Below are 16,234 nucleotides of genomic sequence, written 5' to 3' on the forward strand. Positions count from 1 at the left end.
GGTGCGAAAAATTATTAATGATAGACCAAGTTTTTAATTCTCCCTTCAACATCGGGATTGAAGCCACTTTAGTTTTAATTATCCTGATTTTTTTAGAATCAGTACTTTCCGCAGACAATGCCATTGCGCTTGCAGCGATCGCCCAAGGACTAGAAGATAAAAAGCTGGAACGCCAAGCGCTCAACTTTGGTTTAGTTGTCGCTTACGTCTTGCGGATTAGCTTAATTATGACAGCGACATGGGTAACAAAGTTTTGGCAATTTGAACTTTTAGGCGCTGCTTATTTACTTTGGCTGGTATTTCAGTATTTCACAGCCAATGACAATCCGGAACACGAACATCATGGTCCGCGCTTCGCGAACTTATGGCAAGCGATTCCTGTGATTGCGTTTACCGATTTAGCCTTTTCGCTCGATAGCGTAACAACGGCGATCGCAGTTTCACAAGAAAAGTGGCTAGTCATTACAGGCGCCACAATTGGCATCATTACGCTGCGATTTATGGCAGGATTGTTTATTCGTTGGTTGGACGAATTTGTTCACCTAGAAGACGCAGGTTACATCACTGTAGCGCTAGTCGGCTTACGATTGCTATTGAGAGTCATCAACGCAGATTTAGTGCCACCCGAATGGTTGATGATTAGTGCGATCGCTGCGATCTTCGTGTGGGGTTTTTCCCAGCGAACCGAAACTAAGCTTGCTAAAGATGAACCAGCAGAAAGTCAGCGAGAAATTGTGCAAGTAGGAGAATCTGAAGGAAATCAACGGTGAGGAAGTTTCCTTGAGTAGAGGAAGCAGAGGTGCAGAGGAGAAGTACATATGATGTTCTCTCACCCCTCACCCCTCACCCCTCACCCCTAGTGACTAATTACTCGCGAATCCAGGAACTTAGACTCGATTGCCAACTCACAAGTTCTTCGTCTTTAAACCATAGGCTGACTTCTTGAGTTGCGGTTTCTGGCGCATCCGAACCATGAATGATGTTGCGTCCAATATCAACGCCAAAATCACCGCGAATTGTTCCTGGTTCAGCATTTAAGGGATTCGTTGCGCCAATCATTTTGCGGGCGGCGGCGATTACACCATCACCTTCCCAAACCATTGCTACAACAGGACCAGAAGTAATAAATTCTACCAATCCTGCAAAAAAGGGCTTTTCCCGATGAACGCCGTAATGCTGTTCGGCGAGTTCGCGGCTAACTTGCATGAATTTTAAGCCGACGAGGGTAAACCCCTTTGCTTCAAAGCGGCTAATAATTTCGCCTACAAGTCCGCGTTGTACACCATCGGGCTTAATTGCTAAAAACGTGCGTTCCAAGGTTATCTCCTGTAAAGATGAACAAAGCGATTAGCATATTAGCTTCTGAGATCAAAAGTATCCCAGAATCAACCTAAAGGTTAACTACAGGTTAAATTTGAATGCTAACAGCTGAATACTACCGCCATACAACAACAAAAAACAGATTATCTCAGAAAGTCTCTCTTAGTTCAGAATTCGTTTTGAAATAGATGAGTTAAACTGGCTATTCGTGGGTGAAACTATACGAGGTCAAGACATAATGGGTGTTGAGTTAAGCACAAATTCAGCATTAGAGAGCCAGCCGCCTCTTGAACTCCAACCGCAGAAGCAAGAACAAGCTTCTGAAGCTAAAAAGGCAGCAGATAATGGATACAAAGCGGAGCAAAATAATAAGAAGTCATTATCAAATCCTAAAACCGATTTGCCACAGAGAAAATGGAAAATAGAGGACAGCGAAGCTCTATATCGAATTGACGGATGGGGCGAGCCTTACTTTTCCATTAATGCTGCTGGTCATGTGACAGTTTCCCCAAAAGGCGATCGCGGTGGCTCTTTAGATTTGTATGAGTTAGTCAACGCGCTCAAGCAGCGTAATTTATCATTACCATTGCTGATTCGTTTTTCAGATATTTTGGAAGATCGAATTCAGCGGTTAAATGCGTGTTTTGCCAAAGCGATCGCGCGCTATAACTACCCTGGTGTTTATCGTGGTGTTTATCCGGTCAAGTGCAATCAACAAAAGCACTTAATCGAGGATCTCGTGCGATTTGGTCAACCGCATCAGTTCGGCTTGGAAGCTGGCTCTAAGCCGGAATTAATGATTGCTTTGGCAATGCTTGATACCCCTGGTGCGCTGTTAGTCTGTAATGGCTACAAAGACCGCGAATACATCGAAATTGCGATGCTAGCGACACGCCTAGGGCAAACTCCGATTATTGTTTTAGAGCAGATTGAAGAAGTCGATCTTGTGATCAACGCCAGTCGCCAGTTAGGAATTCGACCGATTTTAGGCGTGCGGGCAAAGTTAAGTACCCAAGGAATGGGACGTTGGGGAACGTCAAGCGGCGATCGCGCTAAATTTGGTTTAACAATTCCTGAAATTATTCAAGCAGTCGATAAGTTACGCGATGCAAATCTCCTCGATTCGCTGCAACTGCTTCACTTCCACATCGGCTCGCAAATTTCGGCAATTAACGTTATTAAAGATGCGATTCAAGAAGCTAGCCGCATTTATGTTGAGTTAGCTCAACTTGGCGCAGATATGAAGTATCTCGATGTTGGCGGTGGCTTAGGCGTAGACTACGACGGCTCGCAAACGAACTTCTACGCCTCGAAAAACTACAATATGCAAAATTACGCTAATGACATCGTTGCCGAGCTGAAAGACGCGTGTGCAGAACGGAAAATGCCTGTACCGACACTCATTAGTGAAAGTGGGAGAGCGATCGCATCGCATCAATCGATTCTCATTTTTGATGTGCTGAGTACCTGTGATGTTCCTTCTGGTTCACCCGAACCACCGCGCCCTGAAGAACCGCCGCTGATTCACAACCTGTGGGAAACGTATCAATCGATCAACGTTGAAAACTACCAAGAAGCCTATCACGACATTACTCAATTTAAAGAAGAATCGATCAGCCGCTTTAATTTGGGGATTCTCAGCCTGACTGAACGAGCGCGCGTCGAGCGGATATACTGGGCTTGCTGCGAAAAGATTATGAGCATTACGCGCCAGCAAGAATACGTTCCAGATGACTTAGAAGAACTCGAAAAAATTATGGCTTCGATCTACTACGTCAATCTGTCGGTATTTCAATCTGCACCAGATTGCTGGGCGATCGACCAGTTATTCCCAATTATGCCGATTCATCGATTAGATGAAGAACCAACACGGCGCGGTATCTTAGCAGATTTAACGTGCGATAGTGACGGTAAGATTGATAAGTTTATTGACCTGCGGGATGTCAAATCAGTTTTAGAACTCCACCCGTTTAAACCTAACGAACCCTACTACTTAGGAATGTTCCTCAGCGGTGCTTACCAAGAAATTATGGGCAACCTCCACAATTTGTTTGGTGACACAAATGCGGTTCATATTCAGTTAACGCCCAAGGGATACCAAATTGAGCACGTCGTCAAAGGTGACACGATGACCGAGGTTGTTGGGTATGTACAGTACGACTCTGAAGATTTAGTAGAAAGTATCCGCCAGCGGACTGAACAAGCACTCGAAGAGAAGCGGATTACGCTTGCTGAATCGCAACGACTGCTACAAACTTATGAGCAGAGCCTGAGTCGATATACTTACTTGTCTCCGTAATTACAGGGGTCAGAGGTCGGGGGTTTTGAAGCAGAGGGGGCAGAGGAGAAATATATATGATGTTCTCTATCCACTAGCTATTTGCCCTTAAAGACCCTGACCCCTCGCCTCTTACACCTCACCCCTAGTTGCCGTTTCCCAGCAATTCAACGATCGCGCGGTGTTCTAATGGCGGTTGTGAGGGTTGGGGATGGCGGGCGTCAGTAATTAGCCAATCGAGTGCAGCGGCTTGCACATCAATCGTCGCTCCGTTTTTATCGACGCAATAACGTCCAAACACTAACTTGTCAACCAAGCGGACTCCAGGTCCAAGACGCGAGTAATCAAAAATTACGCTGTTATCGACCGTAGCGCCGCTGCAAATCCAGCAATTTGGACCAATCATCGCTGGACCAATAATTTTTGCGCCATCTTCAATGCGCGTCATTCCACCGATATAAACCGGACCTGTAATATCAACTTTATCCCAGTTCACCGCTACATTTAACCCAGTGTAAATTCCTGGCGCAACTTCATGACCTGGAATTTCCACATTTTTGATTTCGCGCGAGAGAACACCGCGGATCGCGTGCCAATAGTCAGGGACTTTACCGATATCGACCCATTGAAAGTCCATCACTAATCCATAAAATGGCGCGCCGATTTCTACAAGTTTCGGAAATAATTGACTACCAATGTCGTATTGCTGACCGGAAGGAATGTAGTCTAAAACTTCCGGTTCAAAAATGTAGATCCCCGTACTGATATTGGTACTCAGCGCTGCTTCAACCGCAGGCTTTTCTTGGAAAGCTTTGACGCGCCCTGTGTCGTCGGTAACAACGATACCGTAACTGGAAACTTCCTCGCGAGGAACCGATCGCATAATCACCGTCGCGATCGCACCTTTGGCTTTATGCCATTTAACTGCGGCGGTAAGATCCAAGTCAATCAATGCATCACCGCACAGCACGACAAACGTATCATCAAAAAATGGGGAAAAGTCTTGGATGCGCCGCATTCCTCCAGCAGATCCGATCGCTTCTCCCACTAATTCACCGTCTTCAATGCGCCCTTCAAACGAATACGCAATCTGGACGCCAAAACGCTGTCCGTCACGAAAATAACTTTCAATTTCGCTGGCTAGATGGCTGACGTTGACCATGATTTGGTCAAATCCGTGCTGGCGTAGCAATTCCAAAAGAAACTCCATCACTGGTTTTTGCAGGATGGGAATCATTGGTTTAGGAATTGTGTAAGTAATTGGACGTACGCGAGTTCCTTTACCAGCCGCCAAAATCATGGCTTTCATAAATAGTTGCTCCTCAACCTCATATTTTTATACCTAAGTTAACGGATTGATACCTAATAATCGCTTAAATTTGAATATTTAGTCATCATTGAAACCACTGACAGCTATAAGTAGAAACTAGGGGCGGGGGGAAGAGTGGTTAGTGAGTAGTGATGATTTTTGAATGCGTGAGTTTTGAGTTATTTAAAACACTATTCCTCCCCTGCTTCCTCTGCCTCCTCTGCTTCTTTAACTCCCTGACCTCCGACCCTTGACCTCTGACCCCTTACCACTAATTGTCCGAATTTTGATTTCTTGATAAAACTCATCTTGGGATAATTCTACTTTTGACTGCGCTGATAGAAGTAATAACGCCCAGAAAACACTAACGCGTTCTTGGACGGGTGCATGACTTGAAGTTTCAAGTGTATGGGAACACTTCGTCTGAGTCCACAACTCTACCAATTGATCTAGATTTAGCCATCGCTGTTCCTGCAGTTGAGTATTGTACGTGCAAGAATTTAAAAATTGTTCGATTTCTCCTGCGACCTCAGTGAGATTTTCCTGATGCGCTAACTCCAACGCCTGACGCAATTGTGTACGCGATGGCGGGGAGAACTTACGCGTGCGCGTGTTGTTATTGGATGATACTTGTTGCGAAAGTTGCAATTGATTTGCCATTAATTGCAGCTGAGCGATGAGTTCTTGCAAAGTCACTCGGCGCTTTGGTGGTGGTAAAGCTGCTGGACGGCGACGTAGTTGCTGTTCTAGGGGTAAACGTACTCGCGTGTAGGTATCGTTGGCATCTACAAGAAAATCATCGTCAACAGGCTGTAGTTCAGCTTGTTGAGATTCTAGCTCAACTAAGGTGTTAGCTTTGAATAACACAAGCATTGACGCAGATAAGAAGGCTTGCCCTGATTGTGATAAGTTTTTTTCAGAGGCGGTTTGTGTTGTTTCATCAATTGCAAAAACTACACTCAAGTAGCGATCAATGACGTCAATTACTTGAACATCCCAGGGATCAATTTCTCCTTTCTCAGCAAGCTCAATTAAGTATGTAATTTTTGCTAGTAGTTGCGCAGCGTCCATAAGTTAGAGGTCGGGGATCAGGGATCGGAGATCAGAGGATAACAGCGATTCTCAAATTTCAGTGCCATAGTACTTGCAACTTGCATGACGTTGTGACCTCAATACGTAGTTGAGGAAAATTGTAGGGAAGAGTAACGTTTTAGACAACGCATGAAAAATCTGAAAGTTCACTAAAAGTTCACTAAGGGTTAAGTACTCAAAAGTAACGAAATGCGATCGCCACACCATAGCATACAAAATGCCCGCGCGATCGCACTTAGTACTCGAAATTTACAGATAAATATATCAGGGTTCTCTAGTTGTGGCTCGGTAAATTATCTTAACCCGTTTTAAAATCCAAATGAGGGTATAAGTAACGATCGAGCAATATGAATACCAGCGTAGCGGATCTTCGTAAAGACTATACTTTGCAAGGCTTTCAAGAAAAAGACGCCGATCCCAATCCGTTTAAACAGTTTCAAAGGTGGTTTGACCAAGCATTAGCCGCCGAGTTACCTGAACCCAACGCAATGACTTTAGCAACTGCTACCCCGGATGGGCGACCTTCGGCGCGGATGGTTCTGTTGAAAGATTTTGACGAACGCGGTTTTGTCTTTTTCACAAACTACCATAGTCACAAAGGACAAGAACTCGCAGCAAATCCACAAGCTGCTCTCGTCTTTTGGTGGGCGGAACTCGAACGTCAAGTACGCATCGAAGGGCGCGTAGAAAAAGTATCTGATGCAGAATCTGAAGCATATTTTCAAAGTCGCCCACTGAACAGTCGTTTGGGGGCTTGGGCATCAAATCAAAGTCAAGTTGTCGTTAATCGCGAAGCTTTAGAACAGCGCTTGCAGGAACTCAAAAGTAAGTATGAACATGAGGAAGTCCCGCGACCACCCCACTGGGGAGGATATCGTGTCATTCCCAGCGTGATTGAATTTTGGCAAGGACGCCCTAGCCGGCTCCACGATCGCCTCAACTATCGTCGTCTGGAAGACGGAAATTGGCAGATTGAACGCTTGTCACCGTAAATAGGGGTGAGGAAGCAGGAGAGAAATACTGTATACAAATTTCTCTGTTACTAAACTATGTTGCTTTTCTTGCTCAGCTTTTTAGGTTGTTTTCGTTTCAGGAGTTAAATTTTGTGCTAATTGAATTGTAGGATCGGGCATGAAACGGTAGCGTAAGTAGATTCCACAAGCGACAAATAGGATAATGATGAAGCTGCCAATTCCTAATGGGTTGGGTAACCAGAAAATAGCTTCGAGGTGATTGAGTTCACCTGGAAGCAGTCGCCATACGAGTTGTTTTCCGATAATTTCAGGCTGCACGGCGTTTTCGTCAGTTTCAACGCTTTTTGCACCCCAAGGAGTATTTAAGCGAAACTCTAAGTCGAGGATTTCGCTGGGGTTAACGAGAACGTTACCGTTTGTCGAGATTAAGGAAAGCGATCGCAAATCTAATTCATAAACTAAGCGATTGCGGAGTAAGAATATAAAGTTGTTTTGATTGAGGTTGAGTTGTGACTTAACGACAGGTAATTCGGACGGTTGGGAAACAGCAGTATTTGTTTTAACGGTGGGATGAAAGAATTCGTTGAATTTAGATGCGAGTTCTGCACCGTTATTAAAAGGAATCGTGACGGCGAGTTCCTCACTCGAAATGCGCTTGACTTTACCATCGAGCTTGCGCGCGCGACGTTCGATGCTGTTTAACCATTCTGTCGCTGAATCGCCGCTAAAAGTCATGAGGCGATCGCTGAGCTTAATATGCTGGATAATTTCACCATGGTTGGGGTTGTCAAAGTTTATACCAGCTTGATACTGCACGCACCCTGAAAGTAGCAGCGATGACAAGAGAATAATCCATACTAGCCGCCATCGCGCTAGAAATCGAAGTATAGTACGCAAAATGCGAGTTTTATGCATTGTCAAAATCGCAGACATTCAACCTCCTATAAATTCAAATCGACCAAATTAACCCAGCAAGGGTTAACGCGATCGCAATAAGTGCTACCCAAATAAACCGATTATCTTTTGTATTGACTTTACTCGGATCGATCGGTTCAGGAATCACAGATGTTGGCGATGGGCGTTTTTTCCTCACCGTACTACTACCTAATCGTGTTTGACTTTCATTATCGGGTAACGCGCCCAAGTCAGGAATTTGTGTTAACCATTCTTGAGGCCGTTTGAGTTGCGGTGCTTGTAATATATAAAGTAATCGGCGCGCTTGTTTACTTGTTTCGGGATGCGGATGGCGTTTAAGTTGTTCGCACAGTGTTACGGCTTCTTGCTGCTGTCCTGCGGCTTGATAGGCTGTTACTAACCAAATTTGAATTTCGCCTCCTACGCGTGTATTGCGGGCGATCAGAGCGCTGGCTTTTTCGAGATGTTGCACTGCTTCGCGGTACTTTCCGCGTTCAAATGCGGCTTGTCCCGCTTGGTACTCGGTTTTTGCGATCGCTTGTGGTTCAGAAGTCACTTTTCCTATTACAATACCTTCTTTCTTGATATTGCCACTTTCATCGGATTTTAGATTGAACCAGTTCTATGCTAATTGCCAAAGCACGGATGAAGCTTTCTTAGCCGTGTTCTAAGCTACGGTATCTTCTGAATTTAGTTGTTACCACTTAACTAATAAAAAGTGCTTTAAATCAAGAGGGCATCATGAAACGAGTTGCAATTAATGGATTTGGAAGAATTGGACGTGCGTTTTTACGGATTGCTTATGGCAAGCCAGATTTGGAAGTTGTCGCAATTAATGATATTGTCTTGAAACCCGACTTAGCGGCGTATTTGCTGCAATACGACTCAGTATATCGGCAGTTTCCGGCGGAAGTGGGCTATGACGATACAGGGTTGATAATTGACGGTAAAAAAATTGAACTCGTTGCCGAAAAAGATCCGGCGGCGCTTCCGTGGAAACAGATGGATATCGATGTGGTTATCGAATCGACAGGAATTTTTCGCAGTGCAGATAAAGCTGGATTACATCTCGAAGCGGGATGTAAAAAAGTGATTATCAGCGCGCCAGCGAAGGGTTCGGCTGTACCCACGTTTGTGTATGGTGTGAATCATGAAAGTTACGATCGCGATCACGATTCTGTGATTTCTGCGGCTTCTTGTACGACTAACTGTCTTGCACCGATCGCCAAAATCCTCAATGATGAATTTGGTATTGAGAAAGCGTTGATGACGACGGTTCATGCTTATACTGCGGATCAGCGATTAGTCGATACCGGACATCCTGCGGAGTGGACGCGAGGGCGTGGTGCAGCGCAAAATATTGTACCAACGACAACAGGTGCAGCAACCGCAGTCGCTTTAGTATTACCCGAACTCAAAGGAAAACTTGATGGCATGGCGTTGCGCATACCGACCCCTACAGGTTCAGTGACAGATCTAAATGCAGTTTTGCAAAAATCGGTATCTGTGGAAGAAGTGAATGATGCTTTACGCAAGTATGCAACTAACGGAATGCGCGAAATTCTCAAAGTCAGTGAAGTCCCTTTGGTTTCTTCCGATTGTGTTGGTGACCCGCATTCAGCAATTGTCAACCTCTCCTCTACAAGTGTTCTTAGTGATAACTTTGTTAAGGTGCTTGCTTACTATGATAACGAGTGGGGATATGCAAATCGTTTAGTAGACTTAGCAAGTTACATTTAAGGCAGGTAATAGGTAATGGGTAATGGGTGGAGAACAGCAATTACCTATTACTAGTTACAAAATTATTGATTTTATTAGTAAAAAAAAGATTTATGGTAAAAGTAGCTGAAGAACATTTCCCTTCTTCGCAAGCGCGATCGCTAATCCTTTGGTTCGATCAAGTTGGTATTGCGGATATCCCTTTGGTAGGTGGTAAAAATGCCTCGTTGGGAGAAATGATTCAACGGCTAACATCACAAGGTGTCAATGTTCCTAATGGGTTTGCAACAACAGCGACAGCGTATCGCTACTTTATTCAAGCAGCAGAGTTAGAAGCTAAACTGCGATCGCTATTTTCTGGTCTTGATGTTGCTGATGTTAACCATTTACGCCACGTTGGTAAACAAGCGCGATCACTGATTTTAAATACGCCCTTTCCTGAAGATTTGCAACAAGCAATTACAGATGCTTATCAAACCCTGTGCGATCACTACGGCGCTGATACTGATGTTGCAGTACGTTCGAGTGCGACTGCTGAAGATTTACCTGATGCCAGTTTTGCGGGACAACAGGAAACTTATCTCAATATAAGCGGTATTTCTAGAGTTTTAGAAGCCTGCCATCGTTGCTTTGCTTCCCTATTTACTGATCGCGCAATTTCTTATCGACAAATTAAAGGATTCGATCACTTCGATGTCGCGCTTTCTGTCGGCGTCCAAAAGATGGTGCGTTCCGATTTAGCAACTTCGGGTGTGATGTTCTCAATTGAAACTGAAACTGGTTTCCCCGATGCTGCATTAATTACAGCCGCCTATGGATTAGGAGAAAACGTTGTTCAAGGCGCGGTAAATCCCGATGAGTACTATGTTTTTAAAACAACTTTAAAAGCCGGATTTCGCCCAATTTTAGAGAAAAGATTGGGAAGTAAAGAATTAAAGATGGTGTATGACGATGGTTCTAAACTTACCAAAAATATCAAAGTATCTGCTGAAGAAAAAAATCAATTTGCGCTAAATGACGAAGAAATTTTACAACTTGCACGGTGGGCGTGTTTAATTGAAGACCATTATTCGCAAATTCACGGTAAACACACACCGATGGATATTGAATGGGCAAAAGATGGTGTTACGCAAGAATTGTTTATTGTTCAAGCACGTCCTGAAACAGTGCAGTCACAAAAAAGCACCAATATACTGCGTAACTATGAGTTTACCACCGAAGTAAAGGCACAACCATTAGTTATCGGGCGGGCGGTGGGAAGTGCGATCGCCCAAGGGAAAGCTCATGTCATCACTGATGCGAGTAAAATCGATCAATTCCTTCCAGGCGAAGTTTTAGTTACCGATCGCACCGATCCTGACTGGGAACCGATCATGAAAAAAGCCAGTGCGATGATTACTAATCAAGGTGGGCGGACGTGTCATGCAGCAATTATTGCACGCGAGTTGGGAATTCCGGCGATCGTGGGTTGTGGTGATGCAACAACAGTATTGCAAACAAACCAAGATGTGACTATTTCTTGTGCAGAAGGCGAAGAAGGCAAAGTTTATGCCGGATTATTGCCGTTTGAAGTCAAAGAAATTACCTTAGAAAACCTACCGCGTACCCGCACGCAAATTTTAATGAATGTGGGTAATCCGCAAGAAGCATTTCGCTTAGCGGCAATACCGAATGATGGGGTAGGATTAGCGCGATTTGAGTTTATTATTGCTAACCATATCCAAGTTCACCCGCTAGCTTTATTAAACTACGGCAAGTTAGACCAATTTACTAAAGCAAAAATTGCCGAATTAACTGCACTTTACGACGATAAACCGCAATATTTTGTTGATAAATTAGCACAAGGTGTTGGCAGAATTGCTGCGGCTTTTTATCCAAAGCCTGTGATTGTGCGAATGTCAGATTTTAAAAGTAATGAATATGCAAATCTTTTAGGTGGAAAACAATTTGAACCTGATGAAGAAAACCCCATGTTAGGATGGCGAGGTGCAGCGCGTTACTATGATGAAGGATATAGTGACGGTTTTGCTTTGGAATGTCAAGCAATTCTGCGGGTACGCGAAGAGATGGGGTTAACAAATATTATTCCAATGATTCCTTTTTGTCGCACTCCCGATGAGGGACGAATGGTACTCGCAGAAATGGCAAAAAATGGTTTGAAGCAAGGTGAAAATGGCTTGCAAGTTTACGTGATGTGCGAGTTGCCTAATAATGTGATTATGGCAGAGGAATTTGCCGAAGTATTTGATGGATTCTCGATTGGTTCTAACGATTTAACGCAGTTGACTTTGGGAATTGATCGTGATTCTGCACTTGTCGCCAGGTTATTTGACGAACGCAGCGAAGGAGTTAAACGGATGGTAAAAATGGCGATCGCTGCTGCAAAAAAACACAATCGTAAAATTGGTATTTGCGGACAAGCACCTAGCGACTATCCTGAATTTGCTCAGTTTTTAGTTGAACAAGGTATTGATACAATTAGTCTTAATCCTGATTCGGTTTTGAAAACAATGTTAATGGTAGCAGAAGCAGAGGAGAATGAATAATTACGAATCAATATTCTCTATAAATGGCTAACTTCGTTACCTATCTCTCATCCAATCCCCTAGCTGATGTGCGGCTATTTTGCTTTCCTTATGCTGGAGGAGGAACATTAAGCTTTCGTTCCTGGGGAAAAAACCTACCTGTTCTAGAAGTTTGTGCGATTGAACTTCCAGGGCGAGGAAGGCTAATGACAATACCGCCGTTTACACAATTAGAACCACTAGTTGAAGCGATCGCGACCAACATTCTACCGCACTTAAATAAGCCTTTTGCGTTTTTTGGTCATAGTATGGGAGCGATCGTTAGCTTTGAACTAACGCGCATCCTACGCAAAAATTATGGAATAGAACCCTTACATCTATTTGTTTCTGGTCGTCGCGCCCCGCAAACTTCTTCTGAAGCATCATTTATTCATACTTTACCCGAACCAGAGTTTCTCATTAAACTTCGTCACCTCAATGGTACTCCTGAAGCAATACTAGCCAATGCTGAATTAATGGAACTACTATCACCAATATTACGTGCAGACTTTGCAGCAGTTGAAACTTATGTCTATACAGAAGAATCGCCGCTAAATTGTTCAATTACGGCTTTTGGCGGATTACAAGATCCAGAAGTTAATTTTACTGAACTAGAAGCTTGGCAACAACAAACAATTGCAGCCTTTTCTGTGGAAATGTTTCCTGGCGATCATTTCTTTTTGCACTCTGCTGAAGATCTACTGTTACATAGTATTGAAAAATCTTTGCAGATAGGTAATGGGGAACGCGGTAATGGCAAAGCATGATATTGAATGAATACTGCTGAGTTGTGGGTGAATCCACCGTCAAATCTTACTTTATCCGGTAACGAAGTTCATGCATGGCGTGTGGCTTTAGATGTTGATGCAACGATTGTTTGCAGTCTTTTTAGTACTTTGTGCGCTACAGAACAGCAGCGAGCCGAACGTTTTTATTTACAATTACACCGTGATCGCTTTATTGTTGGTCGTGGCGTACTCCGACAAATACTTGCTAGTTATCTTCAGATTCACCCTAGCGAAATTAACTTTAGCTACAACACCTACGGTAAACCGAGAGTGATTATCGCCAATGAAGAACCGTTACGTTTTAATTTATCGCATTCGCAGGAACTTGCTTTAATTGCAGTGACCCAGAATTGTGATGTTGGAGTTGACTTAGAATACATTCGCTATGACTTTCCCTGTCAAGAAATTGCAGCAAGGTTCTTTTCTCCAACCGAAGTAGCCTTACTGCGATCGCTTCCACCACATCTGCAAACAGCCGCGTTTTTCACTTGTTGGACACGCAAAGAAGCTTTTATCAAAGCAACAGGCAAAGGTTTATCATTGCCACTATACCAATTTGATGTTTCCTTCCTACCAGGAGAACCCGCAAAATTACTCTACACCGCTTGGGATGAATCTGAAGCCCAACGCTGGATACTGCAAGAAATTATTCCTGACGTTGGATATGTGGGGGCGATCGCCGTTGCTGGGAATAATTGGCAGTTGCGTCAGTATCAGTTTTCTTGGTAGAGTAGAACTCATCATAAACAGCAAAAGCTCTGATTCACCAGTTTTTCCAACCCTTAAATACTTGATGTTCCTCTAAATGGGCTTGAATTTCTTGACGCGATCGCCACACTGGACGTAATTGCATTTGTGCAAACAACGATAAGTTGATCGCCGTTATGCTGCGAATTGGGTTGCGTTGAATTACCGTAGCTGTTGAGTGTCATTGCTCGAATGGGATTTGAGAATTCAATCGCCGCGACATACGAATCGCCACCGATCGCTGTAAAAGATCCCGTCTGTTTGGAGTGCGAACCAAACCGCGCGGAACACGCCCAAATCATCAAACCCCCATTACCAGGTAACTTTTGATTTCCGTACTCTAATTGAAAAACATCTCCCCAGTGGACATTTAATGCACCATACACCTGTTCTACCTTGCTAGCCGCCGTTTCTAAAGCTTTAACTGCACTTTGCGCGCGAGTCCATGAGGCGTAGTGAGAGGAGAATCAACTTGCCAAGGAGTTGCAAACACTTCAGGAAATTTAACTTCTTGTGTCCATGCTGCGAATAATACTACGCCGCTACTATCAACTTGCGTTTGACGAGCCCAAGCTTCGAGAACATCTGCCGCTTGACGTGCTAATTCATTGCCATACTGACGCGCTGCCAAAATCAAATCAGCGATAAGGCGATCGCCCAACTCCATGCGTGTTGAGTGCTTGTATTGTACCATCTCCTCAAACGAAATTTGTGGATCTTCATCTAACATCCGTGCGGATCGCTGCGCGCGAAAATGCATAAATTGCGGTGCCATATATGCGGGAAATTTTGCCGGATCTAACGCTTGCGGAAACGTTGTCGTCCACGGTGGATCGTTCGCGTTTTGTAACCAACTACTTGCAGGATCGACGACTCGTGGTAAATCTTGGTAGGCATGATACTTTGTCCATAGCGTCTTTGAAGTATCGCCAGGAATGACACCTGACCAAAATTCGTAATCTCCTTCGCGCCGAATCGGAACTTGACCGTTAAATAGGTGCATAATGTGACCGTCACGATCAGCATACATCACCGTAAACATTGGTAGCTGCAAACGTTGTAACGCCGCTTCAAACTGCGCGAGATTTTTAGCTCGCGCCATATCCCACCATTGTTCTAATACCCCTGGTTGGTCAAGTCCGACAACTCGTAACGCCAATGCCTTACCATCTTTTTATGATACCACAGGTCTATGAATTGAACGTCGTACTACGAGGGGTTGCGATCGCACGCTTCCATCTTGCTGCTTTACCCGTAGCGTTAAATTTTCCGTTTCAAACGCTTGCACCTTGCCATCAAAAAGATACCCATCATTTTGAAGTTACAATTCATACGCATCTCAACCATCGTGCGTATTGACGGTATACGTTCACCCCAAACAATCGTTAAATGCGATCACTAGCCCAAGAAACCCGACAAGTGTCGCGCCGTAAATATTCACACCACCAGCCTGCAACTGTGCTTCGTACCAAAAAAATCGATCCGACCACAACAAATGCGGATTTGCGAGTAACACTGCATGACTATTCGCGTTCCGCCTACGTCCTCTGCGCACGCTAGTTCGCTCAACAGAGGATACCTTCGCACCTCTTGCCTCCTGTGTGGTTCGTTTCTCTCTTAAGACAACCTACGTGCCAAATAACTACCTAGTTCCAAGCATAATACTCCTAAAAGCGCACTACTGATCCCATACACCACGGTCATGTTCCAATGTCTATCTATCAAGAGTTTTTCCGTATCTAGTTCATAAGTCGAAAACGTAGTGTACGATCCGAGAAAACCTACCGTAACGATGAGCCGTAAATCAGGTGAGATGAAAGTTTGGTTCACAGACAAAGTTGTGAAAAAGCCCATTACCAAAGCACCCAGTAAGTTAACAAAAAACGTACCAAAGGGAAAAGTTGTTCCCAACCATTGAGTTAAATTCAATGTCATGTAATAACGGCTCAAAGAACCGGCGATTGCACCAAAGCTGATCGCTAAAGGTACTCGTACCATCGCGACGGAGAGAATTTTTCGTGCTTGTCGTCGGTCACTCACTTTCGGCTACCTCACCATGTGAGCTAAACTCATTCCCATTGCCAGACAAATTCCCCCAAGCACTACACTCCCTGCCCAGTAAAAAAATGCTTTGACGCGAGCGCCGCCGTGCCACAAAATTGAGGTATCAAGCGCATAGGTAGAAAATGTTGTATATGAGCCAAGAAACCCTGTGGTAATGAGCAGTTGTAGCTTTGACGAAGTGATGACTTGCTCGATGAATAATGTTGTAAAAAAGCCCATCAGCAATGCACCAGACAAATTAATCACCAATGTGCCATAGGGGAAATGAGTTCCCCACCGTTGCGCCAAGTAAAGCATCAGATAATATCGGCTTAAGGCACCAGGAATTGCTCCTAAACTGATAGCAATCGCTGTACTGAGCGAAGCGTAATTCTGAACATTACTCCTAAGAAATAGTAGAGTAAACATTGCTCGCCATTATAGAAAGTAGGAGCCATCAGCCTTCGTTGGAAGCGAAGCATGGC

Annotated in this window: 18 protein-coding genes; 8 read left to right on the forward strand and 10 right to left on the reverse strand. The window is 44.2% G+C overall.

The genetic code is table 11. The annotated features are described in order from the left end of the window. Nucleotides 1-17 precede the first annotated feature (17 nt). On the forward strand, nt 18-770 hold the full coding sequence (locus NIES1031_RS04020; RefSeq protein ID WP_073548214.1) for a TerC family protein: 753 nt from the start codon (nt 18-20) through the stop codon (nt 768-770). 97 nt (nt 771-867) lie between these two features. Here the strand turns inward: NIES1031_RS04020 and ndk are convergent, their stop codons facing one another. Next, the gene (gene ndk, locus NIES1031_RS04025) at nt 868-1,317 is read right to left on the reverse strand and encodes a nucleoside-diphosphate kinase (protein ID WP_073548215.1); all 450 of its coding nucleotides are present in this window, start codon (nt 1,315-1,317) and stop codon (nt 868-870) included. A 241-nt stretch (nt 1,318-1,558) separates the two neighbouring features. Between ndk and speA the strand changes: the two genes are divergently transcribed. After that, complete coding sequence (gene speA, locus NIES1031_RS04030) at nt 1,559-3,619, forward strand: biosynthetic arginine decarboxylase (protein ID WP_073548216.1); 2,061 nt, start codon at nt 1,559-1,561, stop codon at nt 3,617-3,619. A gap of 124 nt (nt 3,620-3,743) precedes the next feature. Here speA and NIES1031_RS04035 read toward each other — a convergent pair whose 3' ends face one another. Together NIES1031_RS04035 and NIES1031_RS04040 are read right to left on the reverse strand one after the other, a co-directional pair. Then, the gene (locus NIES1031_RS04035) at nt 3,744-4,907 is read right to left on the reverse strand and encodes a nucleotidyltransferase family protein (RefSeq protein WP_073548217.1); all 1,164 of its coding nucleotides are present in this window, start codon (nt 4,905-4,907) and stop codon (nt 3,744-3,746) included. A gap of 228 nt (nt 4,908-5,135) precedes the next feature. Then, nucleotides 5,136-5,978 (reverse strand): segregation/condensation protein A, encoded by an 843-nt coding sequence (locus NIES1031_RS04040; RefSeq protein ID WP_073548218.1) that lies wholly within the window; start codon nt 5,976-5,978, stop codon nt 5,136-5,138. 368 nt (nt 5,979-6,346) lie between these two features. Here NIES1031_RS04040 and pdxH point away from each other — a divergent pair, with 368 nt between their 5' ends. Continuing rightward, a complete protein-coding gene (gene pdxH, locus NIES1031_RS04045; RefSeq protein ID WP_073548219.1) occupies nt 6,347-6,991 on the forward strand; it encodes a pyridoxamine 5'-phosphate oxidase in 645 nt (214 codons plus the stop codon). An 81-nt stretch (nt 6,992-7,072) separates the two neighbouring features. Here the strand turns inward: pdxH and NIES1031_RS04050 are convergent, their stop codons facing one another. Beyond that, nucleotides 7,073-7,906, reverse strand: coding sequence for a DUF3153 domain-containing protein (locus tag NIES1031_RS04050; protein WP_084544248.1), 834 nt, complete (start codon nt 7,904-7,906; stop codon nt 7,073-7,075). 16 nt (nt 7,907-7,922) lie between these two features. After that, nucleotides 7,923-8,444, reverse strand: coding sequence for a tetratricopeptide repeat protein (locus NIES1031_RS04055; protein WP_073548220.1), 522 nt, complete (start codon nt 8,442-8,444; stop codon nt 7,923-7,925). 185 nt (nt 8,445-8,629) lie between these two features. On the opposite strand from NIES1031_RS04055, the gene gap reads away from it, so the two are divergent. The 4 genes from gap to NIES1031_RS04075 all read left to right on the forward strand — a co-directional run bounded on the left by gap (nt 8,630) and on the right by NIES1031_RS04075 (nt 13,688). Next, nucleotides 8,630-9,628 (forward strand): type I glyceraldehyde-3-phosphate dehydrogenase, encoded by a 999-nt coding sequence (gene gap / locus NIES1031_RS04060; RefSeq protein ID WP_073548221.1) that lies wholly within the window; start codon nt 8,630-8,632, stop codon nt 9,626-9,628. Between the two features lie 92 nt (nt 9,629-9,720). After that, nucleotides 9,721-12,153, forward strand: coding sequence for a phosphoenolpyruvate synthase (gene ppsA / locus NIES1031_RS04065; RefSeq protein WP_073548222.1), 2,433 nt, complete (start codon nt 9,721-9,723; stop codon nt 12,151-12,153). Between the two features lie 23 nt (nt 12,154-12,176). Continuing rightward, the gene (locus tag NIES1031_RS04070) at nt 12,177-12,938 is read left to right on the forward strand and encodes a thioesterase II family protein (RefSeq protein ID WP_073548223.1); all 762 of its coding nucleotides are present in this window, start codon (nt 12,177-12,179) and stop codon (nt 12,936-12,938) included. 6 nt (nt 12,939-12,944) lie between these two features. Continuing rightward, nucleotides 12,945-13,688 (forward strand): 4'-phosphopantetheinyl transferase family protein, encoded by a 744-nt coding sequence (locus tag NIES1031_RS04075; RefSeq protein WP_073548224.1) that lies wholly within the window; start codon nt 12,945-12,947, stop codon nt 13,686-13,688. A gap of 53 nt (nt 13,689-13,741) precedes the next feature. On the opposite strand, the gene NIES1031_RS25925 is transcribed toward NIES1031_RS04075, so the two are convergent. Both NIES1031_RS25925 and NIES1031_RS25930 read right to left on the reverse strand, forming a co-directional pair. Continuing rightward, the gene (locus NIES1031_RS25925; RefSeq protein WP_073548225.1) at nt 13,742-14,092 is read right to left on the reverse strand and encodes a penicillin acylase family protein; all 351 of its coding nucleotides are present in this window, start codon (nt 14,090-14,092) and stop codon (nt 13,742-13,744) included. A 26-nt stretch (nt 14,093-14,118) separates the two neighbouring features. Continuing rightward, on the reverse strand, nt 14,119-14,865 hold the full coding sequence (locus tag NIES1031_RS25930; protein ID WP_073548226.1) for a penicillin acylase family protein: 747 nt from the start codon (nt 14,863-14,865) through the stop codon (nt 14,119-14,121). Here NIES1031_RS25930 and NIES1031_RS25420 point away from each other — a divergent pair. Then, nucleotides 14,865-15,065 carry a hypothetical protein gene (locus NIES1031_RS25420; protein WP_073548227.1) on the forward strand — a complete coding sequence of 67 codons (201 nt, stop codon included), beginning with the start codon at nt 14,865-14,867 and terminating at the stop codon, nt 15,063-15,065. The two genes, NIES1031_RS25930 and NIES1031_RS25420, sit on opposite strands and share 1 nt — an antisense overlap. Nucleotides 15,066-15,075: 10 nt before the next feature. Here NIES1031_RS25420 and NIES1031_RS25425 read toward each other — a convergent pair whose 3' ends face one another. The 3 genes from NIES1031_RS25425 to crcB (NIES1031_RS04105) all read right to left on the reverse strand — a co-directional run bounded on the left by NIES1031_RS25425 (nt 15,076) and on the right by crcB (NIES1031_RS04105) (nt 16,178). Then, nucleotides 15,076-15,261, reverse strand: coding sequence for a penicillin acylase family protein (locus NIES1031_RS25425; protein WP_236738716.1), 186 nt, complete (start codon nt 15,259-15,261; stop codon nt 15,076-15,078). Nucleotides 15,262-15,323: 62 nt separating this feature from the next. After that, nucleotides 15,324-15,746, reverse strand: a complete 423-nt coding sequence (gene crcB / locus NIES1031_RS04100; RefSeq protein ID WP_218596657.1) for a fluoride efflux transporter CrcB — start codon at nt 15,744-15,746, stop codon at nt 15,324-15,326. Between the two features lie 6 nt (nt 15,747-15,752). Next, entirely contained in the window at nt 15,753-16,178 is a 426-nt protein-coding gene (gene crcB / locus NIES1031_RS04105; protein WP_073548228.1) for a fluoride efflux transporter CrcB, read from the reverse strand. Nucleotides 16,179-16,234 lie beyond the last annotated feature (56 nt).

The organism is Chroogloeocystis siderophila 5.2 s.c.1 (assembly GCF_001904655.1).
GTDB lineage: Bacteria > Cyanobacteriota > Cyanobacteriia > Cyanobacteriales > Chroococcidiopsidaceae > Chroogloeocystis > Chroogloeocystis siderophila.